We start from the raw sequence: 13,403 nt of genomic DNA on the forward strand, positions 1-13,403 counted from the left end.
GGATTTTGGGGGTAAGTTCATGAAGTTTCGTCGCAGCGGCAGATTGGTGGACTTAACAAATTATTTGTTAACCCATCCGCATGAATTAATACCGTTGACGTTTTTCTCAGAACGGTATCAATCAGCAAAGTCATCAATCAGTGAAGATTTAACGATTATTAAACAAACCTTTGAACAGCAAGGCATTGGGACGTTGCTTACAGTGCCGGGAGCTGCCGGAGGCGTCAAATACATCCCGAAAGTTAAGCAGGCTGAAGCAGAAGAGTTTATACAGGAGCTTGGACAGTCATTAGTGAATCCTGAGCGTATCCTTCCGGGCGGTTATGTATATTTAACGGATATCTTAGGCAAACCTTCTGTCCTGTCGAATGTAGGCAAGCTTTTTGCTTCCGTATTTGCGGACCGGGATATTGATGTGGTGATGACCGTTGCGACAAAAGGAATCCCTCTTGCTTACGCAGCGGCCAGTTATCTTAACGTACCCGTAGTGATCGTGCGAAAAGATAATAAAGTGACGGAAGGCTCTACAGTGAGCATTAATTATGTGTCAGGGTCGTCTAACCGCATTCAGACGATGTCACTGGCGAAAAGAAGTTTGAAAACGGGTTCAAACGTATTAATCATCGATGATTTTATGAAAGCCGGCGGCACGATTAACGGCATGATTAACCTGCTCGATGAATTTAATGCGAACGTGGCGGGTATAGGCGTCTTGGTTGAAGCTGAGGGAGTGGACGAACGGCTTGTCGACGAATACATGTCACTGCTCACTCTTTCAACCATTAACATGAAAGACAAATCAATTGAGATTCAAAACGGCAATTTTCTGCGATTTTTTAAAGAACAGCATTTAAAGAATGGGGAGACAGAAAAATGACAAAAGCAATCCACACGAAATACGCGCCGGCGGCAATCGGGCCATATTCACAAGGAATGATCGTAAATAATATGTTTTACAGCTCAGGCCAGATTCCTCTTACTGCAGAGGGAGAAATGGTAAACGGTGATATCCAAGAGCAAACGCATCAAGTGTTCAGCAATTTAAAGGCTGTTTTGAAAGAAGCAGGCGCTTCTCTTGAGACGGTTGTAAAAGCAACGGTGTTTATTGCTGATATGGAGCAGTTTGCGGAAGTGAATGAAGTGTACGGACAATATTTTGATGTACATAAGCCGGCAAGGTCTTGTGTGGAAGTTGCAAGACTGCCGAAAGACGCTCTCGTTGAAATCGAAGTCATCGCGTTAGTGAAATAATGATCGTCAGAAAGTGGTTCCGGGTCCCGGAATCACTTTTTTTATGCAGTATATGATTTCCAAAAATATTTTATCACCTATTTGTGTATGTATATCCTATATTTTCAAAAAAATTTTCGAAACATGCAGGATTTTAAAAAGAATCGTGGAATTGTTAGACTAATGCTTTTATATAGGGAAAAGGTGGTGAACTACTGTGGAAGTTACTGACGTAAGATTACGCCGCGTGAATACCGATGGTCGCATGAGAGCGATTGCATCCATCACGCTGGATCACGAATTTGTTGTACATGATATTCGTGTGATTGATGGAAACAATGGTCTTTTCGTTGCGATGCCGAGTAAACGCACCCCTGATGGAGAATTCCGCGATATTGCTCATCCTATTAATTCCAGCACGCGGGGCAAGATCCAGGATGCTGTTTTAAATGAGTATCATCGTTTGGGTGACTCTGAAGCATTAGAATATGAAGAAGCTGGAGCTTCTTAAAAATAACAAAATGCAAGGACTGCTGACAAAGGCTGAAAAATGGCCTTTTCCGGCAGTCCTTTTTTATATCTGATTTTTCAAACATAAAGCGATTACATAGAAAATTCTTGCACTTTTTGATGCCTCCTTGAAATCAACAGCTATTTAGGATATATTTTTCTATGGATAAAAGGGATATTGGAGGCCATTAAATGGATAAGCGGTTTGCAGTCATTTTAGCTGCCGGACAAGGAACGAGAATGAAATCGAAACTTTACAAAGTCCTTCATCCGGTATGCGGAAAGCCTATGGTAGAGCACGTCGCTGACGAAGCTCTGAAATTATCTTTAGCGAAGCTTGTCACCATTGTAGGACACGGCGCCGAAGATGTGAAAAAGCAGCTCGGACATAAAAGCGATTATGCCCTTCAAGCAGAACAGCTCGGTACGGCTCATGCTGTAAAGCAGGCAAAATCATTTCTTCATGGTGAAAAAGGCGTCACGATCGTCATTTGCGGTGATACTCCTCTTCTGACGGCGGAGACAATGGAAGCCATGCTGAAGGAACATACAAAAAAAGGTGCAAAAGCCACGGTCTTAACAGCAGTTGCCGATGATCCGGCCGGATACGGCAGAATCATTCGCAATAAAAACGGCGCCGTTCAAAAAATCGTGGAGCATAAGGATGCTTCGGAACAAGAACGTCTTGTGAAAGAAATCAACACGGGAACGTACTGTTTTGATAACGAGGCTCTTTTTCGTGTCATAGAGCAGGTTTCGAATGAAAATGCCCAAGGCGAGTATTATCTGCCTGATGTCATCGAAATCCTGAAAGATGAAGGCGAAACTGTTGCCGCTTACCAGACTGGTAACTTCCAAGAGACGCTCGGAGTGAATGATAGAGTCGCTCTTTCTCAAGCTGAGATGTATATGAAAGAGCGGATCAACAAACGGCATATGCAGAACGGAGTCACTTTAATTGATCCGATGAATACTTACATTTCGGCTGAAGCCATCATCGGACAAGATACAGTTATATATCCCGGAACTGTTTTGAAGGGACAAGTTGAAATCGGTGAAGAATGTGTCATCGGCCCTCATACTGAGATAGAGGACAGCTCAATCGGCAGCCGCACGTTGATTAAACAGTCCGTTGTCAATCGAAGCAAAGTTGGGAATGATGTCAATATCGGTCCTTTTGCTCACATCAGACCAGATTCGGCAATCGGAAATGAAGTGAAGATCGGAAACTTTGTGGAAATCAAGAAAACACAATTCGGCGATCGAAGCAAGGCATCCCATTTAAGCTACGTCGGTGATGCTGAAGTAGGCGCGGATGTGAATCTCGGCTGCGGCTCCATCACAGTCAATTATGATGGGAAGAAGAAATATTTAACGAAAATTGAAGACGGCGCTTTTATAGGCTGCAACTCCAATTTGGTTGCTCCTGTTACTGTAGGAGAAGGTGCGTACGTCGCTGCGGGCTCAACCGTAACAGAAGATGTGCCGGGCGAAGCGCTTGCTATCGCCAGAGCGAGACAAGTCAACAAAGAAGATTATGTGAAAAATATTCATAAAAATTAATCCTAAAATCGGAGGTTTACCATGTCTAACCAATACGGAGATAAGAATTTAAAGATTTTTTCTTTGAATTCAAATCCAGAGCTTGCAAAAGAAATCGCGGATAATGTAGGGGTTCAATTAGGAAAGTGCTCTGTTACAAGATTTAGTGACGGAGAGGTCCAAATCAACATAGAAGAAAGCATTCGCGGCTGTGATTGCTATATCATTCAGTCTACAAGTGCGCCGGTCAACGAGCACATTATGGAACTGTTAATCATGGTTGACGCTTTGAAACGCGCTTCTGCTAAAACGATTAATATTGTCATTCCATACTACGGCTATGCACGTCAGGACAGAAAAGCAAGATCACGTGAACCGATCACGGCAAAACTTTTTGCAAACCTGCTTGAAACAGCGGGTGCGACACGTGTGATTGCGCTTGATTTGCATGCGCCGCAAATTCAAGGATTCTTTGATATTCCGATTGACCACTTAATGGGTGTTCCGATTTTAGGCCATTACTTTGAAGGCAAAGACCTTAAAGATATCGTCATTGTTTCTCCTGACCACGGCGGTGTGACGCGCGCCCGTAAGCTTGCGGACCGTCTGAAAGCGCCGATCGCGATTATCGATAAACGCCGTCCTAGACCGAATGAGGTTGAAGTGATGAATATCGTTGGTAACGTAGAAGGAAAAACAGCGATTCTGATTGATGACATCATTGATACAGCCGGCACAATTACACTTGCCGCAAACGCATTGGTTGAAAACGGAGCTGCGGAAGTTTATGCTTGCTGTACGCATCCTGTATTGTCAGGCCCTGCCGTTGAACGGATCAACAACTCTAAAATCAAGGAGCTTGTCGTGACGAACAGCATTAAGCTTCCTGACGAGAAAAAAATCGAGCGCTTCAAGCAGCTTTCTGTCGGACCGCTGTTGGCAGAAGCCATCATCCGCGTTCACGAGAAGCAATCTGTCAGCTATTTATTCAGCTAAACCGATCTTTTAAGGTTTAAATCCTGGATATTGTGGGTATTGTTCTAATAGGACGATAAAACGATAATTAGGATGGTGCTGAATATGGCAACTTTAAAAGCAAACGAAAGAACAGATTTTAAACGTTCGACGCTTCGGAAAATCCGTCATTCAGGACATGTTCCGGGGATTATATACGGTAAAGAAACAACGAACACACCTGTCTCCTTAGACAGTGTCCAATTGCGTAAAACATTGCGGGACGAAGGGAAAAACGCGATTATCACAATTGATGTCAATGGAAATCAGCAATCAGTCATGCTGACTGAGCTTCAGACAGACCCGCTCAAAAACGAGTTGACGCACGCCGATTTTCAAGTCGTAAATATGAGTGAAGAGCTTGAGGCTGAAGTGCCGATTCAGCTGACGGGAGAGGCAAAAGGAGTCAAGGACGGAGGCATCATCCAGCAGCCGCTGCATGAACTTTCGATTAAGGCTAGGCCGAAAGACATCCCTCAGACAATCAATGTTGATATTTCAGGACTTGAGATGAATGACGTTTTGACGATTGCGGACCTAACCGCTGACGGCGCCTATACGTTTATAAACGAGCCGGAAGAGGTCGTGGCGTCCATCCTTCCTCCTAAGCAAGAAGCATTCGAAGAGGATGCAGAACCAGCGCCTAAGGACGAATCCGAAGGAGAAAATCAATAAGTGCTTTAAGACGTAACCCGCCCGCGGTTACGTCTTTTGTGCTAGAATGAGAAGAATTACAGCCATGTTTTAAGGGAGGATTTGCGATGCTTGTGATAGCCGGTCTGGGAAATCCGGGAAAGAACTATGAAAACACAAGACATAATGTCGGCTTTATGGCCATTGATCAGCTTGCAAAGGAATGGAATATTGAACTGAACAAAACGAAATTCAACGGGCTTTACGGAACGGGCTTTGTTTCCGGAAAAAAAGTTCTACTTGTTAAACCGCTTACATATATGAATTTATCAGGGGAATGTTTGCGCCCGTTAATGGATTATTATGAAGCGGAGAATGAAGATCTGAAGGTCATTTACGATGATCTCGATCTGCCGACGGGTAAAATCCGGCTGCGGACGAAGGGGAGCGCAGGCGGCCATAACGGCATCAAATCCCTGATTCAGCACCTCGGAACCCCCGAATTTGACCGCATCAGAATCGGAATCGGCCGTCCCGTCAATGGCATGAAAGTGGTTGATTACGTGTTAGGGGCCTTTTCGAAAGAAGAAGCGCCGTTTATCAATGAAGCCATTTCAAAATCAGTTAAAGCCTGTGATGCTTCCTTAACGAAACCGTTTTTAGAAGTTATGAACGAATTTAATGCAAATGTATAAGATACATAATGGGAGACCATACTAGGGAAAAATGATTTTTTACATCAGGAGGTCCAATGTATGGCTTTGCATTATTTCTGCCGCCATTGCGGTGTTAAAGTAGGAAGCCTGGAATATTCGGTGGTGCCGACTCAGTCACTTGGATTTCAGCACTTAACAAATGAGGAAAGAAACGATATGATTTCATATAAAGACAATGGAGATGTCCATGTTCTTACAATTTGTGAAGACTGCCAAGAAGCGCTGGAGCGTAACCCGCAGTATCATGAACACCACACATTTATTCAATAAGAAGCTTTGGTGTAGATTCTAGACCAAAGCGTTTTTCTGTTCTTGCAGAAAACAGAGAGGAGGGGCCCATATGGACAATATTCAAACCTTTATAAAAGAAAGCGATGATTTTAACTCCATTGTTAACGGTTTACACGAGGGGCTGAAGGAACAGCTGCTTGCGGGTCTGTCAGGTTCCGCACGTTCTGTTTTTACCTCCGCCCTGGCACAGGAAACGAAAAAGCCGATCTTTTTTATCACCCATAATTTATACCAGGCACAAAAAGTGACAGAAGACCTAACGGCGCTTCTCGGGGACCAGTCTGTTTTTTTGTACCCCGTTAACGAACTGATTTCTTCAGAAATCGCAGTGGCGAGTCCTGAATTGCGGGCTCAGCGGCTCGATGTCATTAATAGATTAACAAATGGTGAAGCGCCGATTGTCGTAGCGCCCGTCGCTGCCGTAAGAAGAATGCTTCCGCCAAAAGAGCTTTGGAAAAGAAGTCAATTGGTCATCACCCTTGGAGATGATATAGAGCCGGATCAGCTTTCTGCACGCCTTGTACAGGTGGGGTATGAACGATCCGATATGGTTTCTGCACCCGGTGAATTCAGTATTCGCGGCGGAATTATCGACATTTATCCGCTGACATCGGAGCATCCGGTGAGAATTGAATTGTTTGATACAGAGGTTGACTCTATCAGAAGCTTTAACTCTGATGACCAAAGATCAATTGAGACGCTTAAAACCGTCACAATCGGTCCCGCCAAGGAACTGATCATCAGAGCGGAAGAAAAAGCCCGTGCGATCGAGAAATTGGATCAAGGGCTTGCCGAAAGCCTGAAAAAGTTAAAGCAGGACAAACAAAAAGAAATGCTGCACTTGAATATCTCTCATGATAAAGAGCGATTATCTACGGGACAGACTGACCAAGAGCTGGTCAAGTATCTCTCTTATTTTTACGAAAAGCCTGCTAGTTTGCTAGATTATACGCCGTCAGACACGATTTTAGTGTTAGACGAGGTCAGCCGTATCCATGAGATGGAGGAGCAGCTGCAAAAAGAAGAGGCCGAGTTCATGACGAATCTGCTGGAGGAAGGAAAAATTCTGCATGACATCAATTTATCCTTCAGCTTCCAGCACCTTATGTCTGAAAAACGGCGGCCGACGCTGTACTTTTCGTTATTTTTGCGACATGTGCAGCATACAAGCCCGCAGAATATCGTGAATGTGACAAGCAGGCAAATGCAGAATTTCCACGGACAGATGAACGTACTCGCCGGTGAAATGGAACGCTTTAAGAAATCAAATTTTACTGTCGTCTTTTTAGGAGCAAATAAAGACAGAACGGACAGATTGGCTTCCGTGCTGGCTGATTATGAAATTGAAGCGGCTAAAACGGACAGCACTAAAGCACTTGTCCAAGGACAGGTTTATGTGATGGAGGGCGAGCTGCAATCAGGTTTTGAACTGCCGCTGATGAAGCTGGCCGTCATTACGGAAGAAGAGCTGTTCAAAAACCGCATCAAAAAGAAACCGAGAAAACAGAAGCTGACAAATGCAGAGCGGATCAAAAGCTATTCTGAACTCCAGGTCGGAGACTATGTCGTCCACATCAACCACGGAATCGGTAAGTATTTAGGCATTGAAACGCTTGAAATCAAAGGGATCCATAAAGATTATCTGAACATCCATTACCAGGGCAGCGATAAGCTGTATGTGCCGGTAGAACAGATCGATCAGGTTCAGAAATATGTCGGATCTGAAGGGAAAGAACCGAAGCTCTATAAACTCGGCGGCAGCGAATGGAAACGGGTGAAGAAAAAAGTCGAAACATCCGTTCAGGACATTGCCGACGATTTGATTAAGCTTTATGCGGAACGAGAAGCAAGCAAAGGCTATGCTTTCTCTCCTGATCATGAAATGCAGCGGCAGTTCGAGTCCGCTTTCCCTTATCAGGAAACAGAAGATCAGCTCCGCTCCATTCAGGAGATCAAAAAGGATATGGAAAGAGAGCGCCCGATGGATCGTTTGCTTTGCGGCGATGTCGGTTACGGGAAAACAGAGGTAGCCATCCGTGCCGCATTTAAAGCGATTGCCGACGGGAAGCAGGTGGCGCTGCTCGTGCCGACAACCATACTGGCTCAGCAGCATTACGAAACCATTATGGAAAGATTCCAGGACTACCCGATCAACATCGGCCTTCTCAGCAGATTCAGAACGAGAAAAGAAGCGAATGAAACGATCAAGGGTCTGAAAAACGGAACGGTTGATATCGTCATCGGAACCCACAGGCTCTTATCAAAAGATGTTGTCTACAAGGATCTCGGTCTGCTTATTATTGATGAGGAGCAGCGCTTCGGTGTCACACATAAGGAAAAAATCAAACAGATCAAAGCCAATGTCGATGTATTAACACTCACAGCGACGCCTATCCCGCGTACACTTCATATGTCCATGCTCGGAGTAAGGGACTTATCTGTCATTGAAACACCGCCTGAAAACCGTTTCCCTGTACAGACGTATGTGGTTGAATACAACGGCGCGCTTGTAAGAGAAGCGATTGAGAGGGAGCTGGCACGCGGAGGCCAAGTTTATTTCTTGTACAACCGTGTTGATGATATCGAGCGGAAAGCTGATGAGATTTCCATGCTTGTTCCTGATGCGAAAGTGGCATACGCCCACGGGAAAATGACCGAAAATGAATTGGAAAGCGTCATGCTTAATTTTCTCGAAGGGGAATCGGATGTCTTGGTCAGCACGACCATTATTGAGACAGGCGTAGATATTCCAAACGTTAATACATTAATTGTGTTTGACGGCGATAAAATGGGGCTGTCTCAGCTGTATCAGCTCAGAGGACGGGTCGGACGCTCCAATCGGGTCGCTTATGCCTATTTCACGTACCGCAGAGACAAAGTCCTTACTGAAGTGGCGGAAAAACGGCTTCAAGCGATTAAAGAATTTACGGAGCTTGGCTCAGGATTCAAAATTGCCATGCGTGACTTGACGATCAGGGGAGCTGGTAATCTTCTCGGCGCCCAGCAGCACGGCTTTATCGATTCAGTCGGGTTTGACTTGTATTCACAAATGCTGAAAGAAGCGATTGAAGAGCGAAAAGGCGATACGCCGAGAAGCGAGCAGTTCGAAACGGAAATCGACATCGAACTTGACGCTTACATTCCTGAACACTATATCCAAGACGGCAAACAGAAGATTGACATGTATAAGCGCTTTAGATCAGTCGCGACAATTGAGGAGAAAAACGAGCTTCAAGACGAAATGATCGACCGGTTCGGCACCTATCCGAAAGAAGTGGAACTTCTGTTTACAGTCGCTGAGATGAAGGTGTACGGAAAGTATGAACGCGTCGAACTCATTAAACAGGATAAAGACGCAGTCAGATTTATCATTTCTGAAGAAGCCAGTGCAGAAATTGACGGACAAAAACTTTTCGAGCTCGGCAATAAATACGGCAGACAAATCGGACTGGGAATGGAAGGGAAAAAACTGAAAATCTCAGTGCAGACGAAAGGCCGCAAAACGGAAGAGTGGCTCGATACAGTGCTCGGCATGCTCAAAGGCCTGCAAGACGTGAAAAAACAAACAATCGCATCTTCATAAAAATTGTTACTCTCTGGTGTATATTACATTTGATGTGTCGGATACTAATTTCAAGCGAGTGGCGGAAGCTACATAAAGTAGAAAGCTTTAGTACTTTCCCTTAAATATCATCACATGAAAGAGAGGCACCAGAGAGATGAAAGCTACAGGTATTGTACGTCGTATTGATGATCTGGGACGGGTCGTCATCCCTAAAGAAATTCGGAGAACATTGCGAATCAGGGAAGGAGACCCGCTTGAGATATTTGTTGATCGCGACGGAGAAGTTATTTTGAAAAAGTATTCTCCAATCAGTGAGCTGGGTGATTTTGCGAAGGAATATGCAGACGCACTTTATGACAGTCTCGGCCATTCCGTTTTGATTTGCGACCGTGACACATATATTGCCGTCTCAGGCAGTTCGAAAAAAGAATTTCTGAATAAAGCAATCAGCGACTTGCTGGAAAAAACGATGGATCAGCGCAGCTCCGTAATAGAGAGCGATGTGAAATCGGCGCAGCTTGTGAATGACATTGATGAAGACATGAGCTCTTATACGATAGCTCCTATCGTAGCAAATGGCGATCCCATCGGAGCCGTGGTCATTTTTTCAAAAGAACAAGCCTTAGGCGAAGTCGAGCATAAAGCGGTAGAAACGGCAGCCAGTTTTTTGGCGAGACAGATGGAACAGTAGGTCTTATTACCATTATTGAAATAAGCAACGTGGAAAGAACAGCTCAGGGACATGCGCTGTTCTTTTTCATATGTGCTCCAAAATCGGTTCCCGCCGTTAGGATTGTGATATAATAAGCTCGTTTTTATAGTTCGTATTTTTCTGCGGCTGGAAGGAGCTTTTGGATGAACGATTCAGTTGACGCCAAACGGCAATGGGCGTGGCAAGGGGCTTTTGTGCTGGTCATTGCGGGCATCGTTACAAAAATATTGAGCGCCGTGTACAGAGTCCCTTTTCAGAATATTGTCGGTGACGTCGGATTTTACATTTATCAGCAGGTATACCCGTTTTTGGGTATCGCAGTCATGCTTTCAACATCCGGTTTTCCGGTGATCATATCGAAATTAATGAATGACTATAGCGATCATAAACAAAAAATACTGAAAATTTCAGCTCTGTATGTCATGGCAGCGGGCATCATTCTTTTTGTGCTGATGTATGCGGGAGCGGCCCCGTTAGCCGATTTTATGGGTGACGCCCGCCTTGTGATGCTGATACGCGTCGCATCATTTGCTTTTTTGCTGTTTCCGTTTGCCGCGCTTTTGAGGGGCTATTTCCAAGGTGTGCACGACATGCTGCCGTCTGCCTTATCACAGATTACAGAACAGCTGCTGCGTGTGGCGGTGCTTCTCGGATTATCCTTCTGGCTGCTGAAAAAGGGCCGCTCACTGTACGCGGCGGGAGCGGGAGCGGCCTCGGGATCAATTGCCGGAAGCCTTGCGGCGCTATGTGTATTGGCTGTTTTTTGGTACAAAAGAAAGGAAACAAAGAAGGACAGCGGCGAGATCGGGACAGGCGTTATTATAAAGAAGCTGCTGCTGTATTCCATCACCATTTGCGTCAGCAGTGTATTATTGCTTTTGATTCAGCTTGTTGACGCCCTGAACTTATATTCACTGCTGTCAGATGGCACAGAGAGCCACGGCGCCAAACAGCTGAAAGGGATTTATGATCGGGGACAGCCGCTTCTTCAGCTGGGAACCGTGTTTGCCGTCAGCATCGCTGCTTCCCTGGTTCCATCCATATCAAAAGCGGTCAATGAAAAGAAGCCGTTTATCATAAAAGAAAAAGCAACATCTGCCGTCAAGCTCTGCCTTGCAGTGGGAATCGGCGCTTCAGCAGGTCTCTTTTGTATTTTAGAACCGGTTAATATTATGCTGTTTCAGAACAGTGAGGGAACGCCTGCCTTACAAATCTTCAGTTTGTCCATCTTTTTTGCATCAATCGCGCTGACTACAGCTGCCATTCTTCAAGGGGCGGGACATACCATTTTCCCCGCGGTATCAGTTTGTGCAGGAGGGGTGCTGAAATGGCTGCTGAATGTTTTGCTAGTCCCAAGCTGGGGTATTGCAGGAGCGGCGCTTGCGACCGTTCTGGCATTTGCCGCCGTTGCGGGCCTCAATCTGCATCGGATTAGAAAAAAAGGCTGGCTGACCAAAATAGGCGGCGTCATCGCCCGGCTGCTGTGGTGCGGTCTCTTGATGATAGTCTTACTGCTCGTCTATTTGAAACTCTGGCAGAGCGTTGTTCCCGACAGCAGGGCCGGAGCGGTATGTGAGAGCTTATCGGCATCAGCAATCGGGGGGCTTTTGTTTATCTATTGTATGATAAGAATGAAGATTTTTACGGACGAAGAGCTGAGCAGCGTTCCTTTTGGCAATACATTAAGTAGATTAAAAACGAGGAGAGAAAAACATGGCAGGTAACATTACAGTCGTCGGTCTTGGCGCCGGAGACATGGACCAGTTAACAGTAGGCGTACATAAACTGCTGACTCGGGCGGAGGCTCTTTATCTGAGAACGAAAGACCACCCTGTAGTAAAAGAGTTAGAGCAAGAGACCGCGGCCCGGATCCATTTCTTTGATGATATTTATGAAAAACACGATCAATTCGAAGCCGTTTACGAAGAGATCACAGACATTCTTTTTGAAAAGGCGAAGCATGAAGATGTCGTCTACGCAGTACCGGGCCATCCGTTTGTCGCAGAGAAAACGGTTCAGCTATTGTTTGAACGGCAAGAAGAAAAACAGATAACCGTACACACCGCCGGAGGGCAAAGCTTTCTGGATGCGACATTTAACGCCCTGCATATTGACCCGATTGAGGGGCTGCAATTTGCAGATGCGGCAACGATGAGTCCCGATGAGCTTGAGCTGCGCCATCATCTGATTATTTGCCAGGTCTATGACCAAATGACCGCCTCAGACGTGAAGCTGACGCTGATGGAGAAGCTGCCTGATGACTATGAGGTAGTGATCGTGACCGCAGCGGGAAGCAAGGAAGAGGATATAAGAAAGGTTCCTTTATTCGAGCTTGACCGCAGTGTCGGCATAAATAATTTAACAAGTGTGTATGTTCCGCCGATTAAAAAAGAGGAACTCCTCTACCAAGAATTCTCTGCATTCCGAAGAATTATCCGAGAGCTTCGCGGGCCGAACGGCTGTCCGTGGGATCAAAAGCAGACACATCAGTCTTTAAAACAATATATGATCGAGGAATGCTACGAGCTGCTTGAGGCCATTGACGAAGAAGACACGGATCATATCATAGAAGAACTTGGAGACGTATTGCTTCAGGTCATGCTGCACGCCCAAATCGGAGAAGACGAGGGATACTTCTCAATAGATGATGTCCTGAGAGACATCAGCGCGAAAATGGTCAGAAGGCACCCGCACGTGTTTAAAGATGTTAAGGTTCAGGATGAAAATGACGTCGTTGCCAATTGGGAAGAAATCAAAAAGGCAGAAAAGCAAACAACATCCGCGTCATTGCTGGATTCTGTACCGAAAACCCTGCCTTCCCTCTCAAAAGCCGCCAAGCTTCAGAAAAAAGCGGCCAAAGTCGGGTTTGACTGGAAGCGGGTTCAAGATATGTGGGACAAAGTGAATGAAGAGATCAAGGAATTTTCTGCGGAGGCTTCCGATGAATCTTTGGACGGACTGAGCTTGAAAGCTGAATTCGGCGATGTTTTATTTGCATTGGTCAATATCGGCCGATACTATAAAATTGAACCGGAAGAAGCGCTTGCGATGACAAACGACAAATTCCGCAGGCGGTTTGCTTATATTGAAAAAACAGCCGCATCAAAGGGACTGGAGCTGACAGAAATGTCACTTGAGGATATGGACAAACTGTGGAATGAAGCCAAAGAAACGGAGAGGAGATCCTAGT

The 13,403-nt window shown here is 45.4% G+C and carries 12 protein-coding genes; all 12 read left to right on the plus strand.

The window, feature by feature from the left end; translation table 11 throughout:
* Nucleotides 1–19 precede the first annotated feature (19 nt).
* The 12 genes from purR (at nt 20) to yabN (ending at nt 13,402) form a co-directional block, all read left to right on the plus strand.
* A complete protein-coding gene (purR, locus tag AXI59_RS12710; protein WP_061521553.1) occupies nt 20–877 on the plus strand; it encodes a pur operon repressor in 858 nt (285 codons plus the stop codon).
* The gene (ridA, locus tag AXI59_RS12715; RefSeq protein WP_061521554.1) at nt 874–1,251 is read left to right on the plus strand and encodes a 2-iminobutanoate/2-iminopropanoate deaminase; all 378 of its coding nucleotides are present in this window, start codon (nt 874–876) and stop codon (nt 1,249–1,251) included. The genes purR and ridA overlap by 4 nt, the downstream gene beginning before the upstream one ends.
* 196 nt (nt 1,252–1,447) lie before the next feature.
* Entirely contained in the window at nt 1,448–1,741 is a 294-nt protein-coding gene (gene spoVG, locus AXI59_RS12720) for a septation regulator SpoVG (protein WP_004264660.1), read from the plus strand.
* A gap of 191 nt (nt 1,742–1,932) precedes the next feature.
* Nucleotides 1,933–3,303, plus strand: coding sequence for a bifunctional UDP-N-acetylglucosamine diphosphorylase/glucosamine-1-phosphate N-acetyltransferase GlmU (gene glmU, locus AXI59_RS12725; RefSeq protein ID WP_061521555.1), 1,371 nt, complete (start codon nt 1,933–1,935; stop codon nt 3,301–3,303).
* Between the two features lie 21 nt (nt 3,304–3,324).
* Nucleotides 3,325–4,278 carry a ribose-phosphate diphosphokinase gene (locus tag AXI59_RS12730; RefSeq protein ID WP_061521556.1) on the plus strand — a complete coding sequence of 318 codons (954 nt, stop codon included), beginning with the start codon at nt 3,325–3,327 and terminating at the stop codon, nt 4,276–4,278.
* Nucleotides 4,279–4,362: 84 nt separating this feature from the next.
* A complete protein-coding gene (locus AXI59_RS12735) occupies nt 4,363–4,971 on the plus strand; it encodes a 50S ribosomal protein L25/general stress protein Ctc (RefSeq protein ID WP_061528428.1) in 609 nt (202 codons plus the stop codon).
* Nucleotides 4,972–5,057: 86 nt separating this feature from the next.
* Nucleotides 5,058–5,624, plus strand: coding sequence for an aminoacyl-tRNA hydrolase (gene pth / locus AXI59_RS12740; RefSeq protein WP_061521558.1), 567 nt, complete (start codon nt 5,058–5,060; stop codon nt 5,622–5,624).
* 60 nt (nt 5,625–5,684) lie between these two features.
* Entirely contained in the window at nt 5,685–5,915 is a 231-nt protein-coding gene (locus AXI59_RS12745) for an anti-sigma-F factor Fin (RefSeq protein WP_061521559.1), read from the plus strand.
* Nucleotides 5,916–5,985: 70 nt separating this feature from the next.
* Nucleotides 5,986–9,519 carry a transcription-repair coupling factor gene (mfd, locus tag AXI59_RS12750; protein ID WP_061521560.1) on the plus strand — a complete coding sequence of 1,178 codons (3,534 nt, stop codon included), beginning with the start codon at nt 5,986–5,988 and terminating at the stop codon, nt 9,517–9,519.
* 136 nt (nt 9,520–9,655) lie between these two features.
* Nucleotides 9,656–10,192 (plus strand): stage V sporulation protein T, encoded by a 537-nt coding sequence (gene spoVT / locus AXI59_RS12755; protein ID WP_061521561.1) that lies wholly within the window; start codon nt 9,656–9,658, stop codon nt 10,190–10,192.
* Between the two features lie 164 nt (nt 10,193–10,356).
* On the plus strand, nt 10,357–11,937 hold the full coding sequence (locus tag AXI59_RS12760) for a putative polysaccharide biosynthesis protein (RefSeq protein ID WP_061521562.1): 1,581 nt from the start codon (nt 10,357–10,359) through the stop codon (nt 11,935–11,937).
* Nucleotides 11,927–13,402, plus strand: a complete 1,476-nt coding sequence (gene yabN, locus AXI59_RS12765) for a bifunctional methyltransferase/pyrophosphohydrolase YabN (protein ID WP_061528429.1) — start codon at nt 11,927–11,929, stop codon at nt 13,400–13,402. The genes AXI59_RS12760 and yabN overlap by 11 nt, the downstream gene beginning before the upstream one ends.
* The last annotated feature ends 1 nt before the right edge of the window (nt 13,403 follow it).

It is taken from the genome of Bacillus nakamurai, assembly GCF_001584325.1.
Lineage (GTDB): Bacteria > Bacillota > Bacilli > Bacillales > Bacillaceae > Bacillus > Bacillus nakamurai.